Annotated in this window: 22 protein-coding genes and 1 other annotated feature (1 of these 23 running past the window's edge); of the genes, 1 reads left to right on the top strand and 21 read right to left on the bottom strand. The window is 41.5% G+C overall.

Annotated elements, in window-relative coordinates; all coding sequences use genetic code 11:
- Positions 1 to 123 (bottom strand) — a binding site (T-box leader) (it extends 81 nt beyond the left edge of the window).
- Positions 124 to 282: 159 nt separating this feature from the next.
- From pepT to CCC71_RS06150, 9 genes are all read right to left on the bottom strand, one after another.
- Positions 283 to 1,503 carry a peptidase T gene (gene pepT, locus CCC71_RS06190; protein ID WP_296333273.1) on the bottom strand — a complete coding sequence of 407 codons (1,221 nt, stop codon included), beginning with the start codon at positions 1,501 to 1,503 and terminating at the stop codon, positions 283 to 285.
- Positions 1,504 to 1,614: 111 nt separating this feature from the next.
- Positions 1,615 to 3,081 carry a glutamate--tRNA ligase gene (gene gltX, locus CCC71_RS06185; RefSeq protein WP_021842449.1) on the bottom strand — a complete coding sequence of 489 codons (1,467 nt, stop codon included), beginning with the start codon at positions 3,079 to 3,081 and terminating at the stop codon, positions 1,615 to 1,617.
- 59 nt (positions 3,082 to 3,140) lie between these two features.
- Positions 3,141 to 4,304 (bottom strand): 2-C-methyl-D-erythritol 4-phosphate cytidylyltransferase, encoded by a 1,164-nt coding sequence (gene ispD / locus CCC71_RS06180; RefSeq protein ID WP_247240029.1) that lies wholly within the window; start codon positions 4,302 to 4,304, stop codon positions 3,141 to 3,143.
- Complete coding sequence (locus CCC71_RS06175) at positions 4,301 to 5,458, bottom strand: PIN/TRAM domain-containing protein (protein ID WP_156705793.1); 1,158 nt, start codon at positions 5,456 to 5,458, stop codon at positions 4,301 to 4,303. The genes ispD and CCC71_RS06175 overlap by 4 nt, the downstream gene beginning before the upstream one ends.
- Positions 5,459 to 5,541: 83 nt before the next feature.
- Complete coding sequence (radA, locus tag CCC71_RS06170; RefSeq protein ID WP_021842452.1) at positions 5,542 to 6,915, bottom strand: DNA repair protein RadA; 1,374 nt, start codon at positions 6,913 to 6,915, stop codon at positions 5,542 to 5,544.
- Positions 6,916 to 7,127: 212 nt separating this feature from the next.
- Positions 7,128 to 9,584 carry an ATP-dependent Clp protease ATP-binding subunit gene (locus CCC71_RS06165; RefSeq protein ID WP_247240030.1) on the bottom strand — a complete coding sequence of 819 codons (2,457 nt, stop codon included), beginning with the start codon at positions 9,582 to 9,584 and terminating at the stop codon, positions 7,128 to 7,130.
- Positions 9,585 to 9,600: 16 nt separating this feature from the next.
- Entirely contained in the window at positions 9,601 to 10,671 is a 1,071-nt protein-coding gene (locus CCC71_RS06160; RefSeq protein ID WP_021842454.1) for a protein arginine kinase, read from the bottom strand.
- An 11-nt stretch (positions 10,672 to 10,682) separates the two neighbouring features.
- Entirely contained in the window at positions 10,683 to 11,222 is a 540-nt protein-coding gene (locus CCC71_RS06155) for a UvrB/UvrC motif-containing protein (RefSeq protein WP_021842455.1), read from the bottom strand.
- A gap of 6 nt (positions 11,223 to 11,228) precedes the next feature.
- The gene (locus CCC71_RS06150) at positions 11,229 to 11,708 is read right to left on the bottom strand and encodes a CtsR family transcriptional regulator (RefSeq protein WP_021842456.1); all 480 of its coding nucleotides are present in this window, start codon (positions 11,706 to 11,708) and stop codon (positions 11,229 to 11,231) included.
- 562 nt (positions 11,709 to 12,270) lie between these two features.
- On the opposite strand from CCC71_RS06150, the gene CCC71_RS06145 reads away from it, so the two are divergent.
- Positions 12,271 to 13,437: an ISL3 family transposase gene (locus CCC71_RS06145; RefSeq protein WP_296332791.1), complete on the top strand. Its 1,167-nt coding sequence runs from the start codon at positions 12,271 to 12,273 to the stop codon at positions 13,435 to 13,437.
- A gap of 148 nt (positions 13,438 to 13,585) precedes the next feature.
- Here CCC71_RS06145 and CCC71_RS06140 read toward each other — a convergent pair whose 3' ends face one another.
- The 12 genes from CCC71_RS06140 to nifH all read right to left on the bottom strand — a co-directional run bounded on the left by CCC71_RS06140 (position 13,586) and on the right by nifH (position 25,225).
- A complete protein-coding gene (locus CCC71_RS06140; RefSeq protein WP_021842457.1) occupies positions 13,586 to 14,071 on the bottom strand; it encodes a ferritin in 486 nt (161 codons plus the stop codon).
- A gap of 480 nt (positions 14,072 to 14,551) precedes the next feature.
- The gene (locus tag CCC71_RS06135; RefSeq protein ID WP_021842458.1) at positions 14,552 to 14,878 is read right to left on the bottom strand and encodes a DMT family transporter; all 327 of its coding nucleotides are present in this window, start codon (positions 14,876 to 14,878) and stop codon (positions 14,552 to 14,554) included.
- Positions 14,875 to 15,321, bottom strand: coding sequence for a MarR family winged helix-turn-helix transcriptional regulator (locus CCC71_RS06130; RefSeq protein WP_247240032.1), 447 nt, complete (start codon positions 15,319 to 15,321; stop codon positions 14,875 to 14,877). Before CCC71_RS06130 ends, CCC71_RS06135 begins: the two co-directional genes overlap by 4 nt.
- A gap of 156 nt (positions 15,322 to 15,477) precedes the next feature.
- Positions 15,478 to 16,008 carry a cysteine hydrolase family protein gene (locus CCC71_RS06125; RefSeq protein ID WP_021842460.1) on the bottom strand — a complete coding sequence of 177 codons (531 nt, stop codon included), beginning with the start codon at positions 16,006 to 16,008 and terminating at the stop codon, positions 15,478 to 15,480.
- A 31-nt stretch (positions 16,009 to 16,039) separates the two neighbouring features.
- On the bottom strand, positions 16,040 to 16,693 hold the full coding sequence (locus CCC71_RS06120) for a DsbA family oxidoreductase (protein ID WP_021842461.1): 654 nt from the start codon (positions 16,691 to 16,693) through the stop codon (positions 16,040 to 16,042).
- Positions 16,694 to 16,773: 80 nt separating this feature from the next.
- A complete protein-coding gene (locus CCC71_RS06115) occupies positions 16,774 to 17,382 on the bottom strand; it encodes a hypothetical protein (protein WP_296333269.1) in 609 nt (202 codons plus the stop codon).
- Between the two features lie 223 nt (positions 17,383 to 17,605).
- Positions 17,606 to 19,513: a heavy metal translocating P-type ATPase gene (locus CCC71_RS06110; RefSeq protein WP_156705781.1), complete on the bottom strand. Its 1,908-nt coding sequence runs from the start codon at positions 19,511 to 19,513 to the stop codon at positions 17,606 to 17,608.
- 330 nt (positions 19,514 to 19,843) lie between these two features.
- Positions 19,844 to 20,119, bottom strand: coding sequence for a metal-sensing transcriptional repressor (locus tag CCC71_RS06105; RefSeq protein ID WP_296333264.1), 276 nt, complete (start codon positions 20,117 to 20,119; stop codon positions 19,844 to 19,846).
- 537 nt (positions 20,120 to 20,656) lie between these two features.
- Positions 20,657 to 21,664, bottom strand: a complete 1,008-nt coding sequence (locus tag CCC71_RS06100; RefSeq protein ID WP_296333259.1) for a MerR family transcriptional regulator — start codon at positions 21,662 to 21,664, stop codon at positions 20,657 to 20,659.
- Positions 21,665 to 21,677: 13 nt separating this feature from the next.
- Positions 21,678 to 23,096, bottom strand: coding sequence for a nitrogenase component 1 (locus CCC71_RS06095; protein ID WP_021842465.1), 1,419 nt, complete (start codon positions 23,094 to 23,096; stop codon positions 21,678 to 21,680).
- On the bottom strand, positions 23,086 to 24,426 hold the full coding sequence (locus CCC71_RS06090) for a nitrogenase component 1 (protein ID WP_156705777.1): 1,341 nt from the start codon (positions 24,424 to 24,426) through the stop codon (positions 23,086 to 23,088). Before CCC71_RS06090 ends, CCC71_RS06095 begins: the two co-directional genes overlap by 11 nt.
- A complete protein-coding gene (gene nifH / locus CCC71_RS06085; protein ID WP_021842467.1) occupies positions 24,413 to 25,225 on the bottom strand; it encodes a nitrogenase iron protein in 813 nt (270 codons plus the stop codon). The genes CCC71_RS06090 and nifH overlap by 14 nt, the downstream gene beginning before the upstream one ends.
- Between the last annotated feature and the right edge of the window lie 32 nt (positions 25,226 to 25,257).

The following is a 25,257-nucleotide window of genomic DNA, read 5'->3' as shown; positions in this document are numbered from 1 at the left end:
ACTTACTCTATTCAGCCTGTTAACTCCCGAATGCATTTCCCTTGGCTATACTTAAACCCTTCCACCAGTTAGTTCTCGCTGTAAAGTTAGTCACAAAGTACTTCTTTCGTTCATCGTCTTTAATAACAATTTTATTCGATATATAGAGAATAATATCATAAAACCCTTATAAAGTCAATGTATTACGACTAATTCTATACAAATTATACGGCTAAAATTTAATCGTGTGCAAGTGGTTCCGTTATATTTAATTTTCTAATTATTTCGCCTGTTATTTTGCTCTTATTTGGCTGCCGTGGCAATATTAACAATCGTCTTAACCGCTAACTCCATATGTTCAACACAAGCGTATTCGTGAGGACCGTGAAGGTTTTCCACGCCGGTAAACAAATTAGGTGTCGGAATACCCATAAAGGAAATTTTAGATCCGTCAGTGCCGCCGCGAATCGGCTGAATAAGCGGTTTAACACCGGCTTTTTCCATAGCTGCTTTCGCAATATCTACACATTCCATATGATCTTTAATGATATCGTACATATTGTAATATTGATCTTTAAGTGTCAAGGTGACTACTTCACGACCGTAACGTTCGTTCAATACTTTGGCAGCCAGCACGAATAATTGTTTTTTGGCTTCAAAGAAGGAACGGTCGTGGTCACGAATGATGTATTTCATGGTGCCTGATTCTACACCCGTTTCATTGCTTGCAAGCATGATAAAGCCTTCATGGTCTTCCGTTAATTCAGGAACAGCGGCTTGTGGCAATAAACGATCAAATTCCATGGCCAATTTATTGCAGTTAATCATGGTATTCTTTGCAGAGCCCGGATGCACGGATATACCGTGTAATTCAACGGTAGCAGAAGCGGCATTGAATATTTCGTATTCCAATTCACCAAGGCGGGTACCGTCAATGGTGTACGCAAAATCTACCGGAAAATCTTTTACGTCAAATAAATCTGCACCGCGCCCAATTTCTTCGTCAGGTCCGAAAGCACACATAATAAGACCATGCTTGATGTCCGGATTTTCTTTCAAATAACGTAACGCTTCCATGATTTCCACGATGCCCGCTTTGTCATCGCCGCCAAGCAAGGTGGTGCCGTCAGTAACAATTAAAGTTTTGCCTTTATAATTGGCTAAATTAGGAAAATCGGCAACACGGCTGTAGATACCTTTTGCTTCATTGAGCAATATATCCTGCCCGTCATAGTCTTTGATAATACGCGGGGTAATGTTTTCCGCATTATAATCAGCTGTATCCATGTGAGCAATAAAGCCGATGGCCGGTACCTGGTCGTTGGTATTAGCCGGTAAAGCACCAATAACAAACCCGTTCTTTTCGTTGATTTTCACATCACTTAAGCCCAGTTCTTCCAAATCCGCTTTCAATACTTTGGCAAACTCAACCTGAGTCTGAGTACTCGGTACTGAAGTAGCCGCTTCATCAGAGCGCGTGTTTGTTTTAGTGTACCGCAAAAAAAGTTCAACCATAGATTCCATATTATAGCCTCCTTTAAAAAAAGAAAGAATATAAAAAAGAGTACGGGAGGAAACCTCCCGTACTCAAAAATTGACCGTCAATAAAGGATGTAACCTACTAAATATAATCAATTATAACTGACTGATAGCCGCATCAAGGCGTGCCAACGTCTTTTCTTTACCAAACAAGGTGATAATGTAATTCAAATCAGGGCCGTGCATTTGACCGGTCGTAGCGATACGAATCGGCATAAATACGAATTTCCCTTTCAATTTGGTTTCTTTCATAATACCTTTGATGGTAGCTTTTACTACATCCGGCGTAATTTCGTCCAAATCCGCTACGGCTGCACGGAATGCATTGAGCACGGTCGGACAAGATTCTTCAGCCAATACCGCTTTAATTTCTTCAGCGTGTTCGGCATCCGGAGCCTCCATATCTTCAAAGATTAGTTTTGCTTCTTCTTTAATCTGAGCACCGAAGCTGATGTGGTCTTTTAAGCATACGCAAAGCATGATGAGTTTAGCTTTTTCCGCTTCATCAGGGTTTTCAGAAGCATAACCGGCTTCCTGCAAATGAGGCAAGCATAATTCGTATAATTCTTCATCGGATAAATTCTTCATGTAGTTGAAGTTAATCCAATTTAATTTATCGATATCAAACACGGCCGGATTCTTAGCTACACGGTCCATGGAGAAGTTTTGAATCAACTCTTCCTGTGTAAATAATTCCTGTTCACCGTCCGGTGCCCAACCGAGCAATGCCAAGAAGTTATCGATGGCTTCCGGCAAGTAACCGAGCTGACGATACTGATCAACGGAAGTAGCACCGTGACGTTTACTCATCTTCTTGTAATCTTTACCAAGGATTAAGGAAATGTGACCGAAAGTCGGCACTTCCCAGCCCAAAGCATTATAAATTGCAATCTGACGCGGCGTATTGGAAAGATGTTCTTCCGCACGAATTACGTGAGTTACTTCCATGGTATGATCGTCAATAACTACAGCGTAGTTATAAACGGGAATCCCGTCGGATTTTACAATAACGAAATCACCAACGCCATTGGATTCAAAGGACACATGACCACGCACCATGTCATCAAAGGCAATGGTCTGATTCAAAGGCACACGCAAACGAACCGTGTGTTTACGGCCTTCTTTTTCATATTCAGCGATTTGTTCTTCTGTTAAATGGCTGCAATGACCGTTGTATTTAGGTGTTTCACCGCGTTCTAATTGTTCCTGACGTACCGCTTCCAATTCTTCTTCGGTGCAGTAACAACGATAAGCTTTATCTTCATCCAATAAACGCTGCGTTACTTCATTATAAATATCGAGACGTTCAGTCTGACGATACGGACCGTGTTCACCGCCTACGTCAATACCTTCATCCCAATCCATGCCGAGCCATTTAAGAGCGGCTTTAATATTCTCTTCGCTTTCACGCGTAGAACGCGCCAAATCTGTATCTTCAATACGCAGAAGGAATGTACCTCCTTCTTTACGTGCCAATAGCCAGTTGAAAAGGGCTGAACGGGCACCACCGATATGGAAAGGTCCTGTCGGACTTGGTGCAAATCGTACCTTCATCTTTGCCATGTTTATATCCGCTCCTTTACTTAATACATTTTATTTATAGGGTGACAGGTTGCTAATGATTAGGCTTTATAAAGCGTTACTACCGCCTGAGCAGCCAAACCTTCCTTGCGACCAAACGCCCCCATCTTCTCATGAGTCGTTGCTTTTACACTGATAAAATCTTCACCAATCCCTAAGGCACCGGCCAGATTTTCCTTCATAGCCCCGATATGCGGCTTTAATTTAGGCGCTTCCGCAATGACCATAACATCTACATTATACGCCTTAAATCCTTTTTCGTGTAGTAGTTTCACAACACGGCGCAATAATTCCATACTTGAAATACCTTTGAACGCATCATCTTCCGGCGGAAACCAATACCCGATATCGGGTAAACCGGCCGCTCCCAATAAAGCATCCATCAAAGCATGAATCAATACATCCGCATCACTGTGGCCATCAGGGCCGAATTCACTCTCGATTTGTACACCGCCCAAAATACAAGGTCTGCCTGTTTTAAAACGATGTACATCATAACCGAAGCCTACTCGCATCATAGGTTCTGTCACTCCTAAATATTGCTTAGCTCTTATAATATCCTCGGGGGTTGTGAGTTTACAATTGGTATAATCACTCAGTACGATATGAACCGGTTTACCTTGATGCTCTACCAAAGATACATCATCAGTCCCCAAGAAGTCAGTCTCAGCCGCGTAGGCCTGTGCGTCCATGAGCCATTGACGCTGAAAACCTTGTGGTGTTTGAACCGCATATAACTCACTGCGTTTGAGCGTCTGTGTAACCAATAAATCGTCCGACACGCGTTTAATCGTATCGATGACCGGTACAGCGGCTACCGCTGCGCCATACTCATCAGCAGCTTTAGCCACAGCCGTGAATAATTCCGGTTTTGCCATGGGACGTGCCCCATCATGGACCAAAATAATATCCGCTGACTCACTGACAGCCAATGTGCCGGCTCGCACCGAATCTTGACGCTCTTTGCCACCCGCTACAATACGCGGCTCCCAAGGCAATTGGCCCATAGCCGCCACTTCTTTGGCAATAACAGGCTCTTCACCGGCAGCAGCTACAATTATCACTTCCGAAATATCAGCCACTGCCGTCATATGATGCAAATTCCATTGCAACACGGAATAATTTCCAAGCTGCAAAAATATTTTGTTAGCCTCGCATTTCATCCGTTTACCGGCGCCGGCGGCTAATAAAATACAGCTGATCATTCTTTAGTTCCTTTCGCCCGCGCAAAAATCATACGACCTGCACTGGTCTGTAATACTGACGTAACCATAACATCAATGGACGTATCCACATATTGGGCCCCGTTTTCAATAACAATCATCGTACCGTCATCTAAATAAGCGACACCTTGATTATCTTCCTTGCCCTCTTTAATAACCTGGACACGAATCCATTCGCCCGGAATCATGGCCGGTTTCAATGCATTGGCCAAATCATTTAAGTTAAGTACTTCGATGCCTTGCAAGCTGGCTACTTTATTCAAGTTAAAATCATTCGTTACAATTTTCCACTTTTTGTCCAAAGCAAGACGCATCAATTTGGAGTCTACTTCTGTAATATCCTCAAAATCATCGGCAATTACTTTGATGGCGATTATCTCTTTTTGTTGCATGCTTTGCAAAATATCGAGCCCGCGACGACCGCGATTACGCTTCAACACATCGGCTGAGTCGGAAATATGTTGCAATTCTTCAAGCACGAATAAAGGCACTACTAAAGGCCCTTCCAAAAAGCCCGTTTCACACAATTCGGCAATACGACCGTCAATAATAACCGACGTATCCAATAACTTTGCTACCGATACCGATTCAAATTCAGAGATAACCGGTATTGCCGCCTGTTCGCTGTCTTTAGGTACAACGTCTTTTTTCTTATCTTTTGCCACTGTGCGGCTCTGCAACCAGTTGGCATAGAGCTCCGGTCCTTTGCGCGATGCCAAACGCATCCCGATATAACCGAAGATAGCACTTAAAATAATAGGAATATACGAACCGATAATCGGAACGCGATAAAATGCCAAGCCAATAAGATTTGCTATTATAAGTCCAAAAAGTAATCCGGCTGTGCCGGCCATTAATTCCTGATTAGGTACACGGGATAAGAGACTTTCAATTCTTCTGGCCAATTTTAACCCCTGATTAATAATCGGCAAAGCGATAACAAAGCCGATTAGAGCACCAATTAAGCCGCCCAAAGCTAAGGCTAAAATTTTAATTATGGAAATACCGAAGAAGCCCATTGTCCAGAACTTCACATCAATAATCGGTTCCCATACGGGCATGAAATTGTCCGTCAACATATAACCCATAATCCCAACCAATAAGGCTATGACATAACGTAAAATCTTATATACCATTCATTTCACCTCCTTTCACTGTGTACACCTATATTGTACATTAAAATTATAAATAAATCATTAAATCATTATTAAAAAAGCTGTCAAAATACGAGTTGCATCGCTTCTTGTACCGTGGTAACGCCGTGAATCGTAATATCCTTGCGGTTCGTCTTCACCTGTTTCGCATTCCCCGCCGGCACTACAAAACGAGTAAAACCCATTTTGGCGGCTTCCGCAATACGCTGTTCAATACGTGGTATACTGCGGATGTTACCGGTCAAGCCTACTTCACCGAGAATCACCATATCGGCCGGTACCGGACGATTTTTTAAATTCGACACGATAGCCACGGCCACCGATAAATCACAAGCCGGTTCATTCACCTTTAAGCCGCCGATAACATTAACGTACACGTCTTTATTTCCCAGTGTCAGATTACAACGTTTTTCAAGAACGGCTAAGAGAATAATAAGACGATTTAAATCATAACCAATGGACGTACGGCGCGGCATACCGAAAGCGGTCGTTGCCACGAGGCTTTGCACTTCAACGAGAATCGGTCGAATCCCTTCCAAATAGGCCATAACAGCGGAACCTGTTTCTTCTTCCGTCCGTTCCGCCAATAAGGTCGCCGATGGATTAATAAGCTCCGCAAGGCCCTCCTCTTCCATGACAAAAAGACCCGATTCCGAGGTAGACCCGAAACGGTTTTTAATGCCGCGCAAAATACGGAACTGATAAGACCGTTCCCCTTCAAAATAGAGCACTACATCCACCATGTGCTCCAACATACGCGGCCCGGCAATATTACCTTCTTTAGTCACATGACCGATGATAATAACCGGCACGCCCTGCTCTTTGGCAAAGCGGAGTAAACGAGCCGTACATTCGCGCACCTGCCCCACACTGCCCGGCGTCGAATCGAGAGCGTCTGTAAACATAGTCTGAATCGAGTCAATGACAAGAAGGGACGGCTTATGTTGACTTGCTTCTTGCAAAATAGAGTCCAAATTAGTATCCGCCATAACCGCTAAGTTTTGCCCTTGAATGCCCAAGCGTTCAGCCCTAAGCTTTAACTGCATCTGCGATTCTTCGCCCGACGCATAGAGCACCTTACCATGAGTATCGGCGATTTTACCCGATACTTGTAAAAGAATCGTCGATTTACCGATGCCCGGATCGCCGCCTAATAAAATGAGCGCTCCCGGCACGATACCGCCGCCCAATACGCGATCAATCTCACCGTAACCGGTGGATATACGCGGTGAATCTTCCGTTTTTATATCCGCAAGCGCCACCGGCTTAGTAGCCGCCTTGTCTACCGGCGCATAAGAGGCGGTTCCCTTTTGCTTCGTTTCACGGACTACTTCTTCTACCAATGTATTCCATTGACCGCACTGCGGACATTTACCGAGCCAACGGGCCGATTCCGCACCGCAATTATTACAAAAATATGCTGTCTTAACCTTTGCCATAGATTCCCTTTCTTTATATACTCGTAAATCAACTTCAAATTGAGAACCTTTTTTTCATAATTATTTATAAAAAAAATCACGAACACCATTTAAATAGTATTCGTGATTTTTAGTGCAATATCCTTCAAACAGAGGAGTAATTTTTCATGAATAAATTGGTAAATCGGCGTTATAATCAACCAAATCTGTAACTGTTAATCAAATCCTGTTAATTATACTACCATTGTGATGTCGCCGTCCACCACATTTGCTTTTATAACCGAACCTTCAGGGGCATCACCTTTTAAGATTAAGTCGGAAATAGGGTCTTCAACCAAACGCTGAATAGCACGTTTCAATGGACGCGCACCATACGCAAAGTCGGAACCTTCTTTAACCAAAACGTCAAGAGCTTCAGGGGATACTTCCAAAGTAAGATTACGTTCAGCCAAACGTTTTGTTACATCTTTAAGCAAGATGTTAACAATTTTACCTAAATCTTCACCGGTCAATGGATGGAATACAACCATTTCATCGATACGGTTCAAGAATTCAGGGCGGAAATGACGTTTAACGGCATCCAACGTGTTTTTCTTGGCTTCCGCAAAGGAGCTTTCGGCGTTCTTCTTAGCATCTTCTTTATTCTTGGCAGCTAAGAAGCCCATAGCGGCGCTATCTTCTTTTAAGAAGTTGGAGCCTAAGTTACTCGTCATGATAATAACCGTATTACGGAAATCAACCGTACGACCTTGGTTATCAGTCAAACGACCGTCGTCTAATACCTGCAATAAGATGTTGAAGAAGTCCGGATGAGCTTTTTCAACTTCGTCAAACAAGATGACACTGTAAGGTTTACGACGTACGGCATCGGTCAACTGACCACCTTCATCATAGCCCACATAGCCCGGAGGCGCCCCGACTAAACGAGATACGGTGTGTTTTTCCATATATTCGGACATATCCAGACGAATCATGGCATTTTCATCACCGAAGAGGTTAGCTGCCAAGGCACGAGCCAATTCTGTTTTGCCGACACCGGTAGGGCCTAAGAATAAGAACGAACCGATAGGACGTTTCGGATCTTTAAGGCCCGCACGAGCACGACGTACGGCTTTAGAAACAGCTACTACAGCTTCATCCTGACCGACAACTCGTTCATGAAGTTCGTCTTCCAAACGAAGCAGACGCTGCGATTCTTCTTCAGCAATTTTCGCAACCGGTACCCCACTCCATTGAGAAACAACGGCAGCGATATCATCTTCGGTAACAACAAGTTTTTCTTCGTCTTCTTTGCTGCGAGCTTGTTGTTTAGCTTCGATTTCATCAACCAATTTCTTTTCTTCATCACGAAGTTTGGCTGCTTCTTCGTAGTTTTGTCCGGTTACGGCTGCTTCTTTTTCTTTACGAACATCGGCCAGACGAGTTTCCAAATCTTTCACATCAGGTGGCGCTGTAAATACTTTCATACGTACTTTAGAGGCTGCTTCATCCATTACGTCGATAGCTTTATCCGGCAAGAAACGGTCGGAAATGTAACGACTGGATAATTCAACGGCAGCTTTTAAAGCTTCGTCGGTAATCTTAGCTTTGTGGAACGCTTCGTAGCGGTCACGCAAGCCTTTCAAAATTTCAAGAGCTTCTTCTTCACTTGGTTCACCGACCAATACAGGTTGGAAACGACGTTCCAAAGCGGCATCTTTTTCGATGTGTTTCTTATATTCATCGAGGGTCGTAGCACCGATTACTTGGAACGTACCACGAGCCAAGGCCGGTTTCAAAATGTTAGCTGCATCCATGGAGCCTTCGGAAGCACCGGCACCAATCAAAGTATGAAGTTCATCGATGAAAATAATCATATCATCGTGTTTCTGTACTTCGTCGATAGCTTTTTTCAAACGTTCTTCGAATTCACCACGGTATTTAGCACCGGCAACCATAGCTGTTAAACTTAAGGAAATAATACGTTTATTACGTAAAATTTCAGGTACGTTCTGCGTTACAATACGCTGTGCCAAGCCTTCGGCAATGGCTGTTTTACCGACACCAGGTTCACCGATAAGTACCGGGTTATTCTTTGTGCGACGGCTTAAAATCTGAATTACACGGTTAATTTCATTATCACGGCCGATAACCGGGTCAATCTTGCCTTGTTTTGCCAATTCATTCAAATCGGTGGCAAAATCTTTTAAATCACCCAAATTACTGTTGCCGCCGGCACCATTCGCACCGTTGCCGGATCCGCCTTCAGCACCGTTTTGTTCGGAGCCGTAAATACTGTTAATAGCTTTGACAACGTCATTAGCACGAATGCCCATACCATAGAGGACATTGACAGCTACCCCGCCGCCATCTTGCAAAATACCGAGCAATAAGTGTTCGGCACCAACATAGTTATGCTGCATTTGGTTGGCAATTTCCACGGCCAATTGCAATACACGTTTGGTACGCGGCGTAATATACAATTCATTACCATGGCTGTTACCGCGGCCTACCGCATCCAACACAGCTTTTTCCGTAGCTTTATCTTCCAAGCCCAAAGAATGGAGCGCTTTAGATGCTACGCTGTCATCTTCTTCCAATAAGCCAAGGAGCAAATGTTCCGTACCCACATAGTCGTGGCCGAACTTCTTAGCTTTCTCCTGCGCAATGCCTAAAGCACGTTGCGCACCGTCTGTAAAACGTTCAAACATATAATCACCTCATATCTTAGCGGGCTAATCTGTCACGAACAACTTTAGCGCGATAACTGTCGCGTTCCGGAGCTGTCATCGATTCTTTCCCGGCATATTTACTTAAAAAGTTAGGTCTTGTAGTTACCACGAGCTCACTGAACACATCAGCGGAATGTTGTGGCAACACGCCCATATCCATACCTAATTGAACATCACTCAAAAGACTCAGCGCTTCTTCGCCGGATAAGCGCCGTGCGTATTGCAAAGTACCAAACGCACGCCATACACGGTCTTCAAACGCTTCAAAGTCGTTACTTTTAATGGCCTCACGAGCCTTCACTTCTTCTTGAACTAATTTTTCAATTACTTTCTGAATTTGTTGAATTGTGTCTTCTTCACTAATCCCCATCGTTACTTGGTTGGAAATCTGATAAATATTACCTAATGCCTGCGAACCTTCGCCATAGAGACCACGAACCGAATAGCCAAGCTGCGTAATATTACGAACCAAACGGTTAATCCGACCCGTCATGGCTAATGCAGGCAAGTGTAACATTACGGAAGCGCGAAGCCCCGTCCCCACATTAGTCGGACAAGCGGTTAAATAGCCGTACCGTTCGCTAAACGCATAGTCACATTTGCTTTCGATGGCATCATCGATAAGAAATGCATGTTCCAGCGCTTCTTTAAGCTTAAGGCCCGGTTCCATAGCCTGGATACGAATATGATCTTCTTCGTTGACCATGATGGCCACAGACGCGTCATTGGCAACAATTAAGCTGCGATACATCGCTTTTTGTCCCATTTGCGGACTCATCAAATGCTTTTCAACAAGAATTTCACGTTCCGTATCAGATAATTTATCTAAACTAATATTGGAATAATCGCGACCATCGGCGGCTTTTAAAGTGCCAAGCACACCGCGCATCATGGTGTCGACCTTTTTCAGCGACTCTTCGTTATTCCGATTAGTAAATTGCAATCCTTTGAAGTTACGAGCCAACCGAATGCGGCTGGACAATACGATATGCGAATCCATCTTGCCTAAAGGATCACTGCTTTTCAGCCAACCGCTAAGCGGTTCATCTAAAATTTTATCTAACATAATTGTCCCTCCTATTTGTCGGTGTTACCCAAGGATTGTTCCAGCGATTTAATTTCATCACGCAAGCGAACGGCTTCTTCAAACTGTTCCGCTTTAACCGCTTTATCAAGTTCCTGACGCAACCGTTTAATTTGATGTTTTGTTTTGAAAACGCCCGTACCGCGACTCGGTACACGGCCTTCATAATTTAACGAACCTTGTAAACGTCTTACCAAAGGTGCAATCTGTACTTCAAACGCTTCATAGCAATGATCGCATCCGAATTTACCGGTTTGATTAAAATCACTGAATGTCATACCGCATTGACTGCAACGCGTTTCCTGGCGAGGATTCAATAAGCTGTCAGGATATAATGAATTGGTAAAGAAGTCATTAGTAAAGAAATCATTGTCCCATAAGGATGGGCCGAAGTTCATAAAACCTTGACCGCCGAAATCTTCGCCCTGCTGTTTAGCACAGGCATTACATAAATGACGTTCACTTTTCTTACCGTTAACCACCCGAGTCATATGGACAGTGGCTTCATTTTTTTTACAATTATCACATAACATAACGCATCATACCTCCTTCACCATGGAGACTACTTGTTCAAACAAACGACGAACTTTTGCTTCCCGCGTTTTGCGATCCGGTTCTTCCATCAAGATGGCGAACGCTTCATGTAAAAGAGCTGCCTCTCGTTTACGTAAGAACTTCTGCTGCATCAATTCAAACAACGAATTATCTATCATACCCATGGTCAATGGTTTGTCAGTGGCTGTTTCTTCATTGGTATCTTGTTTAGGCGCTTCTAACAGTGCTTTCACCGGAATACGAGTGATGCTGATAAAACCACCCAGACCACGTCTCGATTCTACGATAAATCCGCGGTCGTTGGAAAAACGGGTGCTTAAGACATAACTGATTTGCGACGGCGCACAATTGAGCTCATCAGCTAATTCGTTACGGCGTAACACAATACCGTCTTCTCTATTTGCCTGCTCTTCCAATAATTTAGCTAAAATAAACTTTTCAATTCGATCCGCTAAAATTCCCATACATCATCTCTCCAAACTTTATATCTATTAATACACTCTGCATCATATAATACCTTCATTCTGTTTATGATTCGGTCGACTTTCGGCTAACTTTTAGTTCAACTTATTTCGTCTCACCTTTTAACCTTTTTACCTTTTGTTCTTTTGACCTTGTCTATATAATAGTTGACTTTTTGACTTTTGTCAAGCTAAAAAGTCAAAAAAATATAAAAAATTTGACTTTTTATTTTAATCAGTATTTATAAGGCTTTTTAAGCCATCAGACTAAGCTGTATTTTTACCTTTTAGTGAAAAATTACAAAAGTCAAACAACGCTACTTGTTAAAAAGACAAAGAAAATCCGAATACAAAAAAGAGGTTCTATAATTTATTTTGGGGCGCTAAAGAGAAACGCTAGTTGCGTGTCCTCTTGGCGCCTACTTTTTTTGCACAAAAAAGACATATTGAATAAAATCCGATACAATAAAGGTGCTAACAATTAACGAAAGGATGTTTATTCAATATGTCTAGTCTTAATTATATAGGAAAAATGCTCGGAATAAAAGATTCACATATCCAAAATATGAGAGAAACTTCAGAAGAATATGTATTACATGTGATGGTACCGGTAAAACCTCATGTTTGTCCTAATTGCCATAAGGAAACAACTCGTATAAAAGGCTACACACATCGCACAATCCGCCACACTACAACCAATGAAAAGCCGATTCGCCTTATCTATCGTCAACGCCGGTATAGCTGCACTTGCGGACGCACGTTTAATGAAAAAACAGAATTCTCTACACGCTATCTTAGGACTACGCCCCGACTACGAGAAGTGGTCATTACTGAATTGTCAGAGGTAAAATCTCTAACAGCAGTTGCTAGATATTGTCATATTAGCGTAACTCAAGTTATTCGCATTTTTAAGGAAATTAACTATAGCCGACCCAAGACATTACCTGCGGTATTATCTATTGACGAATTTAAAGGCAATGCAGCCGGCCAAAAATACCAGGTCATCCTTACCGATCCTAATGACCATAAAATACTGGATATTCTGCCTAAACGAGATACGGTCAAGTTAATACAGTACTTTTTGCAATTCCCAAGACACGTACGAAACAACGTAAAATACATCACAATGGACATGTCCCTCCAATTCCGCTCCGTCATGAAGCAATGCTTCCCTAAAGCTCATATTGTTGCTGACAGATTCCACTTAATCCGGCTGGTGACCTTTGCCCTTGAGCGAGTGCGTAAAGCTGAGCAAAATACCTTAACTAATGCAAGCCGAACCTTCAAAACGAATAAGCGAATATTGACTAAACATTTTAAGGATTTAACTGACAATGAATATGCAAAACTTATGGATATGTTTCACTATTCATCGAGATTACACCGTGCCTATATGCTAAAATATGCCTTCCATACAGTGTTGAAATTTAAACGGAGGCCCGATATTCTAAGGTCCATAAATGAATGGCTTTCATTAGTTTTTGACTCTGAACTACCTGAATTTCAATCCCTCTTAAAAACGTTCTCCTCTTGGAGCGACGAAATTATTAATGCCTTAACCTTACCATATTCAAATGGCTTTACCGAGGGTTGCAATAACAAAATTAAAGTTTTAAAACGTTGCTCTTTTGGGATACGGAACTTCCACTACTTCCGTAACCGGATTTTATTCATCAATGCAAGAAAAGGACACGCAACAGTTACGTCGCATGTCCTTCCTCAAAGTGCATAGACTCTTTAGCGCCCCAAAATTTGACAAAGAGCCAAAAAAGACGCTCCGAAGAGCGTCTCTTTTAGCTTACTTAAGCTTGTGTAATTTTTTATCAGTTAAAACTATTGATATTAGACTAAGTCAGATTGTACTCACAATCAACTTAGAATTATTGACGATTACCCAAACGAGAGTCAACAAACAACTGGCTGGCACGGCTGTCACCGGCAAATTTGAATTCATCAACCAAGTCACGAGCGCTGGCTTCTTCTTCAACCTGTTCATTAATGAACCAGTTCAAGAAGTTAACAGTTGCATAGTCTTCTTCTTTGATAGCTAATGCATAAATTTCGTTAATTTTACCGGTAATAACTTGTTCATGGTTGTAAACCATTTCAGCTACTTTCAATGGATCGCTAACTTCAACGGCCTGAGCTTTGATGTCACCCAAAGTAGTTGTTTCGTTACGAGTTTCTAAATAGTCAATAAATTTGAATGCATGATCCATTTCTTCTTGGTACTGTAAACGCAACCAAGCGGAGAAACCTTTAAAACGTGCATCAGCCATTGACAAGGATAATGCTAAATATAAATATGCGGAATTAAATTCAAAAATAACTTGTTCGTTTAATGCTTTTGCGATTTTTTTGTTCATGGTAAACTCACCTGAAGCCTTTCTTCTCAATTAATTTTTTAATTAATGTTACACCACGCAGAAATTTACATGCTGTAATGGAGCCGTGATTCACATCACTAAGCTTGATTAATTCTTTAAAAGTATTTATTATCACTTACAACTTCATTATAGCACATCGATAATCATAAATCTACCCTTGTTTTTCAAACAACGACCATATAATAATTCTAATAATTCATATGTTGAATTACTAAAACAGCTACCACCGTTATCAACAAAGGTTTCCTTACTCTATCATCTTCTTCCTTGTTATTTGTTCTATTTACTTCGTTGCTCTTAACAACTCTGTAATCATTACTCTATGCCTGCTACATTAAAACAAGATGAAGATTTAGTGAACTTTTAGATTTAAATGAGATTCTTTTTTAGTAAAATAAAAGGAGCCCACCTCGGGGCCCCTAATACAAGGAATTATGTTATAAACTTTGAATCTACCAATTAATGGGCTGCACCTTTTAGGTTTAATAATATTACCCCGATTACAATGAGTGCGATACCAATTACAGCTGTCATAGAAAGCTCTTCTTTCCAAATATATACACCGATAAGGGCTGTTAACGCAGTCCCGATACCTGACCAAATGGCATAGGCAATGCTGAGGGGAATCAAATTTAATGCCTTGGACAACACATAAAATGAGGAACTCATACCCACTACAAATACGACGGATGGAATCAACTTAGTGAATCCCATAGATAGCTTTAACATGGATGTCGAAAAAATCTCCAATAAAATAGCTGCACCTAAAAATAAATAACCAATCATTTAGTAACCTCCTTAGCACCTTCGGCAAATGCCGAAGTAAATTGTTCCATACAAGCTAACATTAAAGCGACTTTTTCGTCGCCCATTTTTTGCAAAGCATAAAACTCAACCGCTTGTAACTTCTCCATAACGGGCCTATACGTCGCGAGCCCCTTAGCGGTTAGTGCCATATACTTCTCACGATTATCTTCAGTACCGGCCGTATACGTAATAAGACCGGTTTGCTCAAAACCTTTACAAATCGTCGATACGGTCTGCTTTGGCAAGGCCCATTCCGAGCAAATTTCACGCTGTGTAGCCTTTTCACCGTAAAAAATAGTCATAATCACAGCTAACTTATTGTAGCTAAGACCTTCTTGTTTAGCCCAATCAGCATATAATTCCACTATGCGACCAAAATAGCAACCAAGTGCTTGTATTTGTTGCTTGCGTAATTGTTCCAAAATAATACCTCCCGATTATTAAAAAACTATATTCCATATTTGCCAACTATAATATAAACCAAAAAGTCCTAATTCAGACTTAACTACAATAGTTATTATAGTACGAATTAGGACTTTTGTAAAGGTCTGATTTAGGACTTTTTTTATTTTTTATTTTTATTTAACTATAATCTGGCAACTACGCATCGTTTCCAAAGCCGCTTCATGTTTCTCAGGCGTTACCCCGGCACAGCTATCAGCCCATACCGTAATCGGCACATTCGGCAAAAAAGCTTTTAACAAAATGGCATTGGATACGACGCAAATATCGGTACAAAGACCAACGAGTTCAATAGAATCGATTTCTTCTTCCTCATTCAAATATTGCAAATCTTCCGCCAATTCAACCGAACCAAATTGATTTTTGCAATATACTTTTTCCGGATCAATCGGCGCTGCATTTATAATCTCAGGAGCTAATTGCCAACCTTCCGTGCCTTCTTGGCAATGCAATACCGGTAAGTTCTGCCCTTCCTGTTCATTTAAATACGCTTCATCATGCGTATCCATGGTATAGAAAACATCGCCATCAAACTCGGCAATCTTAGCTGCCACTTTAGGTACAATCGCTTGCGCTTCAGCCGTCCCCAACGAACCGGTAATAAAATCATTTTGCATATCCACAACGATTAAAATATTCTTGCCCATGATAATCAGCTCCTCACTTTATAAATACATACTATTCGACTTCTTTTTCCAACATTTCACGAAGAACTTTTTCAAATTCTTCAATTGGCAGTGCCCCCGGTAATGCTACTTTATCGTTTACTACAAAGAACGGCACGGAGTTAATGCCATAACGAGCAGCTAACGCTTCTTCCTCACGAACCTCATTAGCATACATATCCGAATCTAACACAGCTTTTACTTCGTCTTCAACCAAGCCGGCTTCTTTGGCTTTTGACATTAATACAGCATGGTCTGCCAACACTTCATGTTTTACAAAATACGCCTCATACAATAATTCAGTCAAAACTTCGGCTACATCATTGCCTTTTGCCTGAGCTAACTTCGTAATACGATGCGCATCAAAGGTATTTGAAGGTTTTGCCAAATCGTATCTGAAATCGATACCGAGAGCCTGCCCCATCATATTTACGCCATTAATTCTATCAGCTGCATCTTCCATCGTTAAACCGTATTTTGATGCAAGACGCTCAGTAGCAGTCCCTTCCACTACTGTAGGTGCACTCGGATCCAGTTCAAATGCCTTCATTGTTACTGTAAACGTTTCATCTTTTTCTTTATTTATTTTCTCAATGGCAGCCTCTAAATGCTTGCGTCCAATGAAACAAAACGGGCAAGCATAATCTGACCAATATATAATTTCCATAAAAATTCCTTTCTTAACTGTATCTATTTTTTAACTGTAATTAAGCAATTGTAATTAATTATAACATTCTATAACCCTAATTATAGAATAATGATTTTAGTTACTCTATTTCCATCATGCACAAATCGTATTCCGGCTACATTATCAGTCATGGGCATGAATCTACCATAAAACCAGCTATCTTTATCTTGAGAAACTGTATCTGGTTGGCCATATAAAGAATAAACCTTCTCCAAGGTATCTCCTACGGCCACTCCACGAGCTGTCACTGCATCACGATTTGACACAGTAATCATGTACATTTCTTCACTCCCCATAAAACTACTAAAGTAAATCCCACCATAGGTTACAGCTGATATTCTATTGCCAATATAATCAATTTTATCAGGTTTACCCAGACTTTTAATAATACTTTCAAAGGAAGAACCTAAGCTTACACCGGCAATAACTTTCTCTTCTTTAGAAATCATTGTTCCATAAAGTCGCCCCGGTTTGACATTATCATATTTCCCCGTCATATTAATCAAAGAACTCTTTACCTTACTCTTTGCCGGCATCTTTTGACTTGAATCTTGTTGAGCAACTACGGCTGCCTCTACATGTGAAAAATTAGTGTCAACCACAAGATTTATCTCACTTATCCCCAAAAATACACTAACACCAACAAGAACTGAAACTATCTTTTTCATAATAATCCCCTTTCCCCAATAAACAGTAGTAATCGCTAATTATGCTAATAAAAAAGTAACATAATAACTTCCCTCTTATCGATTTCGACATATCTCAATTAAACTCCTTTTTACAAATCATTATTTGAATTATACATTAACCGCCAAAAACCTCCCCATAAACTATGAGGAGGTTTTAATCAGATTATCAAGCCATATGTGCCTCTATAATATTGTTATATATCTACGCTCTGCTACGCCACGTCAAAAGCAAGGCGGAATTAATAATAACTAATACGGAGCCCGCGTTATGTACCAACGCACCCGTTACCGGTGTTAAAATGCCCGGGAAGGACAAACCGATGGCCGTAAAGTTTAGAATCATGGCAAACACCAAATTCCACTTAATGGTGCTCATCATGCGTTTAGACAAGGCCATAAGATGAGGCAATTCTTTAATTTCATCATCAACGAGGGCAATATCGGCCGCATCAACCGCAATATCACTGCCTACGCCACTCATAGCAATACCTACCTGTGCTTTTTTAAGAGCCGGCGCATCATTAATACCATCACCAATCATACAAATAGATTGATTTTCATGAGATTCAATGTAGTTTAACTTGTCTTCCGGCAAACAATTCGCACGAATACTGCGGATGCCCAATTGAGAGCCGATAGTGTAGGCCGCACTTTCATTATCGCCGGTCAAGAGAACCGTCTCAACACCGATACGATTTAGTTTATCAATAACTGCCTGGCTTTCGCTACGCACCGTATCAGCCAATACCAAGTAACCTACCAAATATTGACCAACTGCCACATAAACAATGGTGCCGCCTTGATCAAGATAGCTAGCGCCGCTTGTTTTCACAGAAGATGCAATTTCAATACCCGCTTCCGCCATCATGCGTTCATTACCGGCAACGATTAACTGGCTTGCAATTTTACCGGAAACGCCACGACCCGGTAGCATTTTAAATTCAGTAACAGGCAATATATCCGTTTTAGAACCTTCTTTAAACGACTTAACAATAGCTTTGCCCAACGGATGCTCCGATAACGCTTCCAAGCTGGCTGCCAAACGATAGACCGAATCACTGGTACAACCCACCGGAGAATCAATCAGTTCAACCGCAATGACCTTAAGCATACCGAACGTTAACGTACCGGTTTTGTCAAAGGTAACAGTCTTCACGTTAGCTAACCGTTCCAGCGCATCCCCTTCACGCACCAAGAAGCCATGTTTAGTGGCATTTCCGATAGCCGCCATGATGGCCGTCGGCGTAGCCAATACCAAGGCACAAGGGCAAAATACAACGAGTATAGTAACGGCGCGCAGGATTTCACCGGTCACGGCCCAAGTGCCGATAGCGGAAAGTAAAGCAATCACTACAACCCAAGTAGCCCAACGATCCGCAAGGCCTACAATCTTCGCTTTGCCTGCATCAGCGGACTGAACCAAGCGAATCATACGTTGAATAGAGCTGTCTTCACCAACCTTTACGGCACGCATATCAAAGCTGCCAAACTGATTCACCGTACCGCTGGACACCATATCACCTACCGTTTTATCCACCGGTAAAGATTCCCCGGTAAGTACGGCCTGGTTAATCGAAGTTTCACCGGCGATAATTTCACCATCCACCGGAATCGTTTCGCCCGGTAACACGCGCAAAATATCGCCCACTTGGACTTCATCAGCTTTAACAAATTGAGCCCCACTAGCCGTTAAAACACGTGCCTCTTGAGGTGTTAAATTAACGAGCTTTTCAATACCGGCTCTTGCTTTAGCTACCGTAATATCTTCAAGGAGCGCACCAATTTGCATAATAAACGCCACTTCGGCAGCCGCAAAAATTTCACCGGTCGCCACAGCCGCGATCAAGGCCAAGGATACCAACACATCAGCTTTTATATCAAACTCAGTTACAAGGCCGATAATGGCTTCTATAATAATCGGCAAGCCGCAAAGGATAATCGCCACCCAAGCAATATCAAACGGTAGCGGCTGATAATCAAACAAGCTGGCTAATACAGCTAAGCCGGATAATACCAAAAACGCTATATCTTTTTTAATACCGCCTAATTCCAATAAATACTCTAATTTGCTAAATACATTGGTTTCCAACTTTCGTATAGCCGTTTCCATGATAAACCTCCTGTTTGACTGATGATACCGATATGATAATAATGAAATATAAACGAACATATCATAATATATAAGCAAGTATTCATATGTTGTTGCTTATAATGCCCACATAGGCAGACTCTTTATGCGCTACCTATATGGGCTTATTTTCGAACTTTTATACCTATAGGGGTATAAGTTATTACACTTGCATTATACCTATAGGGGTATAGGTTGTCAATAAGAAAATAAAAAAGACGAAGATTTTCTCTTCGCCTTAAGGACTTACTATTCAATTTTATTCGTAAACATACACCGACGAATCAATCACCTTACATCTACATGTTACTGCTACTGCATGTTGGCAAAACGTTCTACTGCTTTAGTGAATTTATCAAGGGTTTTATCCACATCGCCGTGCTCTAACCCATCGCATACACAGTGACGAATATGGCCTTCCAGAATAACCTGCCCACAACGATTTAAAGCAGATTTTGCAGCATTAATTTGGGATAAAATATCCTCACATGGTACGTCTTCGTCTACCATTCTATCTATCGCCTGCACTTGCCCGATAATTTTCTTGAGGCGGCGATGTAAATTGTCCGCATCCATACACTGTTTCATTAGGTATCCTCCATCTTTTTTATCTTTATTTAATAATAACCGCGAACACATGTATTGTCAATAAAATAACTCTGATTCATATTTCAAATAAAATATAATCATAGTCAACTTACTGTCAGTTATAGGTAAACAAAAAAGCACCACAGTTATTTTTAAAATAACTACGATGCTTTCTCTGTCACTTTTACAAAGTAACGATTATTTAGTTGCGTTGTCATCATTCTCTTTGTTCCCATTAGAAAGTTTTGAGCCAATCTTCGATTGCTTTATTAATCAAAATTAAAATTGCCATCATACTGCATCCCTCCATCTCAACTACTGTCCTACCATAGGGACTACTTTTTCTATAGACGCTATTCTAAACTATAAAGTAACTTTACAGTCAATAGATTTTCCCTAAATATTAGATGAAGTTTATATGATATTTTCTATAGTATCTTATCACTATTTTAAATATTCAGTATAAATGTGCACCAGAGGCAATACAAAGGCAATATAAAAGCAACACAAAATCAATACGCAAACAATGTAAAATCGTTACTTTTTGACTACCGGAATCTGAAGTATTGTAAAAATTTCGTCATGAAGAACTTCGTCAAACGTCGTATCCAAGAAACAGGAATCCACCACATCACCGCAAACGGTATACCCCTTTTCCGCAATCCAAGCCAAGAGCTGTTTTAAAACAGTTAAATCAGTTGGGCGCCCCCGCTTATAACAGCAAATATAATCGCCTTCCGGCAAATTCAAGACAGTTGACTCAAATTCAAAATTCCCCACGGGAACTCGAATATAGCAGCCCCCGTCTTTAAGCATGTTATCCGTTTTAAGTGCTTCTTCTTTTATCAAAAAACCATAGCTATAGGCCGGCAAAAACTCATGATTATATAAATCGCGCCAAAGCTCCATAGACGTTAAGTGGATATTTTGACGATCCACATCACCTGAGTCGTTTTCTAAAAATGTTTTAAAAATAATGGTACGTTCTTTGTAATGTCGCAAAAACGGTTCCCCCTGTGGTCTCGGCACGGCGTTGACCGCTTCCTTATACATATAGAGTCGCTGCTGCAAAGCTAAACGCTTACGCCCTAACTCTTGCATTTCTTTCTGAATCTTTAATTCCTGTTCGGCCAATAACTCTAATTCTGCTTCCGGTGTACGATTATTTAAATGTCCTTGAATCTCTTTCAAACTGATACCTAAAGCTTTTAAAAAACAAATTTCACGCAAGAGCGGAATCTGCACACGGCTATAATAACGATAACCATTTGATGCCGTAAAAACCGGTGAAAAAAGCCCGATAGAATCGTAATACAAAAGCGTTGGACGCGTTAAGCCATGAAGTTTCGCCATATCACTAATGCTGAGTAAATTGTCGTGGATTGACTCGTCCATCACAATCGCTTCAGTTATCGCTTTTTCATGGCCCCCCTCAATACTCAGATTCATTGGAGTATCCAAACCGTGCTCACCGACAATATTTGTAGCTGTATGCTTCATATCAGTATCAAAAGCAGGTATTTTTGCCTTATTGTCAGTATCCATGACTCTTTAGTCCTTATCCATTTTCTAAACTGTGAATATATAAATTCCAAATAATTTCTTGCATATGGCGATGACCTCTAATCCCCATAAAAGGGCGTTCAGCCAGTACAATCTCAGCCGGTTCCGGATTACTGATTGTTTGATATGCAATATGCTTATCCGGCACACATAAACGTCGCTCTTGATCACTTCCTAATAATAAACCATTCTCGCCGGTTTGCAAAGCGGCCTGCCAATCATGGCCTTGTACATAGGAATAATAGTCCGGATTAGATTTGCTATCGTCATGCACAACATAAGTAAACTGCCCCGCATCAAGCCATTCATCATTAAGGGCCCGTTCCATACCACGCACAACTGAACTTGGCGCTGATACTAAAACAGAATCAAACCAAGGTTCACCGCATAAACGTTGAATCTCTTTAGTCCGTTCAAATTGACGGGCCTTTTCGCTTTGAATAAGGTCTGTTAGGGGCTTTAAGCGTATTTCAATTTGCGCTTCATCTCTATCGTCGGACTTAGTTAATGTATCAGATTCATCAGCTTGAGAACCTGCAGCATGGGCCTGTTTCATGAGTGCCGTCACTATTTCATGTGCCCATGTAAGCGTCCCTTCCAGGCCATATGGCAAAACCGGTTCAATATACGGCATGGCTAGTTTTTTCAATAACCACTCAGCCACCTCATGACTGAGTTCAGGATGAATGACTACATTTAAATCAGCCTGCGACAAACACTTCAAATCAGCCATATTATGATTGACGGCCAATATCAGATTGACGTCTATCCCCACTATTTTCAAAAGCCGTTCCAACTCTGCCAAATCGTCTATTTCATTATAATACGTGACGGAACAACCGATTAGATTTACCGTATACTGTGACTTAGTCATTCTATCATTGCCATTTTCTTGGCCACACTCTTCGTTATGGACTTTGCCATTCTTTTTGGTATCAGCAGATTTTTCAACATTTTGAAAATCCACCAATTTCAGCAAATCAAGCAAGGCTTTACGATAGCCAGCCCAAAAGTCACCCAAAGTACCACCTGAGTCCATAGTAAGTATAGGACAAGTCAAATCAGATTCGCTGACAATGCTCGACAAATCATCGCCTATCAGACTAAAAGCACAACTATTTTCAACTAATACTAATCCCGGTGCTTTTGGCAGTTTAGTTAAATCTGCCAACGTCTGCAGCAATTCTTTTTCAGTACCAAACACGATAGCCCCATTGGATGGATAGGTACACAGAAAGCGTTGACCCAAGTTTAGACCCGGGCGGTCAGTAACCTTCATAGCATAAAAGTAGCACCAGGTAGGGCCGTTCGCGACAATATACGCATCGGTAATGCCAGCAGCCATAGCGGCAGCACCGGCAAGGGCACAACTTTGTAAACATTCATTATGATTAAACCACGAATTACCAGCCATAGAGCACAATCCCCCTCTCACCGCGCCGTCTTGCCAACATAAACAGCTTGCGATACATCTGTACCAAACCGGCCATGCCGATTGGCGGCAAACAAGGCAATATTAGTTGTCGTAAAAAAGGCTCGGCCAATTCCTGCGTAGTTATAATTAAAGCATCTTTCGGTAATACCGTATCCGCAGTTTCTAAAACAATCGTTGTCTCCGGATAAAAACGCTGTACCATCGTTCTATACATAGCCTGTTGGGTTTCCGGAACATTATCCAGAATAACAACCTTTGCTAACGATAAATTACCTAAATGGATCCACTCAAGAACCCAACTCAAATCGTAGTTAGGGTTTATATAACCTAAAGAAAGCACGATAGAAGCCTCTTGAAGTGTCTTTTTAAAAGGTTCAAAACCTTCTTCAAAACGGCGCCACACATTAGCTTTTATCGCTTCTATCTCAATCTTATGATTCTTAGCGTCGCTCTTAAAATTTTGCAAAAATACGCTAAAATCGTCGAGCCAACGCCTCGTACCTTCCCAACCGATTGGATAATCAGAGGCAAAATGAGAAATACCAAGCTTTTCGTTCATATAATCGGCAATTTCACGTAAATAAGCATAGGCCTTTTGTGTACCGCCTAAAATAACCGTAAAATCCGACTCACCGATCTTTTGCATATCTTCAATTGAGCAATAACCGGGAAATGCTTTATAAATCTCTAAACCAAAATCTTCAATTAAAGCACAGAATTGTTGGATAGCCATTGAGCCGGGCCCGTCTTTTTCGCCGATAAGTGTCACTTTATAGGGCTGGTCAGATGTAACGTTAGGTAACTCTTTTTTCGCCATGAAACGGTCAATTAATAATTTTGCAGCGCTAATAAATCCACCATAATATTCACCATCTAAAAAACCATGACAATCCACATGGAGTACGGGAATGCCATATTCTTGTTCTGCTTCTTGGCAAACAGCCGCCGAATCATCACCGATAACACCGGCTACACAGGAATCGGTCACCACAATATAGCGTGGCTTATAGGTTGCTACCACATAATCTAAGCATTTTTTCAGCAACTGACTACCACCAAAGATCGATTCCTTCTTGGCAATATTAGACGTGATGAGCGGTGCTGTATACGGCGGATTCGTATATTCGCGACGTGCCAACATACGAAAGTACTGATTACGTTCCATTTCTTCCGTAATATGGGCACAAGCTTTCGGTGCATGATACACAACCACACAACCTTCAGAATGCGCTACTGCTTTCCATACACCAGGCATACTGCAACTGTAACTGACTTTGTCTTTGATAAAACGTCGCTTATTCACGGCCATAGCTATACACCAACTCTTCCAATTCTTCGAATGCTAACGGCTTTGGTATATCCGACGCTTGACTATCCCAAATGTGGCTTGCCAACTCACGATACACGGTAGCTTGCGCGCTATCAGGAGCATATTCAATAACCGTCTGACGATTAATTTCCGCATTCTGTACAATATTATCACGGGGAATCACGGCAACAACTTTAGTTCCCAAACGCTCTGCAAAGGCATTAACTATAGCCTCTTCATTAGGAACCATACGACTATTAAGAATTAGGCCACCCAAACGTACGGATCCTCGTTTGGCAAAACGGGCAATCCCTTTACAGATATTATTGGCCGCATAGAGAGCCATCGTTTCGCCGGACGTAACAATGTAGATCTCATCGGCATAGCCTTCACGAATCGGCACGGCAAAACCACCGCAAACCACATCACCAAGGACATCATAAATAACAATATCTTTGTCATCCATTACCGATAATTCGTTGAGTTTCTCTAAGGCAACGATGATACCGCGACCGGCACAGCCCACGCCCGGCTCCGGTCCGCCCGCTTCAATACAAGTAACACCGGCAAAACCTGTATGCACAACGTCTTCTAAGGTAACGTCATCATCTTTTAGACATACTTCGTCCAACACCGTTTGATGACAAATCTTATGAAGAAGCAAACGGGTAGAGTCATTTTTCGGATCACAACCGATTTGACAGACTTGACGCCCTTGCTGCGCCAATGCGGCCGATATATTGGCAGTCGTCGTGGATTTGCCGATACCGCCTTTACCATATATAGCAATCTTTTTCATAATAACCACTGCCTTTCAAATGTATAAGGCTA

The sequence above is a fragment of the Veillonella sp. LMAG:90 genome (genome assembly GCF_008679445.1).
Classification (GTDB): Bacteria; Bacillota; Negativicutes; order Veillonellales; family Veillonellaceae; genus Veillonella_A.
Note: the sequence above shows the minus strand (reverse complement) of the source record. Positions and strands in the feature narration are given on the sequence as shown.

Coding starts and splice junctions, on each gene's coding strand:
- nifH (WP_021842467.1), bottom strand. CDS start 25,225: ATGAAAAAGATTGCTATATATGGTAAAGGCGGTATCGGCAAATCCACG.
- CCC71_RS06135 (WP_021842458.1), bottom strand. CDS start 14,878: ATGATTGGTTATTTATTTTTAGGTGCAGCTATTTTATTGGAGATTTTT.
- CCC71_RS06165 (WP_247240030.1), bottom strand. CDS start 9,584: ATGTTTGAACGTTTTACAGACGGTGCGCAACGTGCTTTAGGCATTGCG.
- CCC71_RS06095 (WP_021842465.1), bottom strand. CDS start 23,096: ATGGCTGGTAATTCGTGGTTTAATCATAATGAATGTTTACAAAGTTGT.
- CCC71_RS06120 (WP_021842461.1), bottom strand. CDS start 16,693: ATGGAAATTATATATTGGTCAGATTATGCTTGCCCGTTTTGTTTCATT.
- CCC71_RS06140 (WP_021842457.1), bottom strand. CDS start 14,071: ATGAACAAAAAAATCGCAAAAGCATTAAACGAACAAGTTATTTTTGAA.
- CCC71_RS06100 (WP_296333259.1), bottom strand. CDS start 21,664: ATGGATACTGACAATAAGGCAAAAATACCTGCTTTTGATACTGATATG.
- CCC71_RS06160 (WP_021842454.1), bottom strand. CDS start 10,671: ATGTTAGATAAAATTTTAGATGAACCGCTTAGCGGTTGGCTGAAAAGC.
- CCC71_RS06115 (WP_296333269.1), bottom strand. CDS start 17,382: ATGAAAAAGATAGTTTCAGTTCTTGTTGGTGTTAGTGTATTTTTGGGG.
- CCC71_RS06105 (WP_296333264.1), bottom strand. CDS start 20,119: ATGAAACAGTGTATGGATGCGGACAATTTACATCGCCGCCTCAAGAAA.
- CCC71_RS06110 (WP_156705781.1), bottom strand. CDS start 19,513: ATGGAAACGGCTATACGAAAGTTGGAAACCAATGTATTTAGCAAATTA.
- CCC71_RS06090 (WP_156705777.1), bottom strand. CDS start 24,426: ATGGCCGTGAATAAGCGACGTTTTATCAAAGACAAAGTCAGTTACAGT.
- CCC71_RS06150 (WP_021842456.1), bottom strand. CDS start 11,708: ATGGGAATTTTAGCGGATCGAATTGAAAAGTTTATTTTAGCTAAATTA.
- CCC71_RS06145 (WP_296332791.1), top strand. CDS start 12,271: ATGAGAGAAACTTCAGAAGAATATGTATTACATGTGATGGTACCGGTA.
- gltX (WP_021842449.1), bottom strand. CDS start 3,081: ATGGCAAAGATGAAGGTACGATTTGCACCAAGTCCGACAGGACCTTTC.
- ispD (WP_247240029.1), bottom strand. CDS start 4,304: ATGATCAGCTGTATTTTATTAGCCGCCGGCGCCGGTAAACGGATGAAA.
- CCC71_RS06175 (WP_156705793.1), bottom strand. CDS start 5,458: ATGGTATATAAGATTTTACGTTATGTCATAGCCTTATTGGTTGGGATT.
- CCC71_RS06125 (WP_021842460.1), bottom strand. CDS start 16,008: ATGGGCAAGAATATTTTAATCGTTGTGGATATGCAAAATGATTTTATT.
- CCC71_RS06155 (WP_021842455.1), bottom strand. CDS start 11,222: ATGTTATGTGATAATTGTAAAAAAAATGAAGCCACTGTCCATATGACT.
- pepT (WP_296333273.1), bottom strand. CDS start 1,503: ATGGAATCTATGGTTGAACTTTTTTTGCGGTACACTAAAACAAACACG.
- radA (WP_021842452.1), bottom strand. CDS start 6,915: ATGGCAAAGGTTAAGACAGCATATTTTTGTAATAATTGCGGTGCGGAA.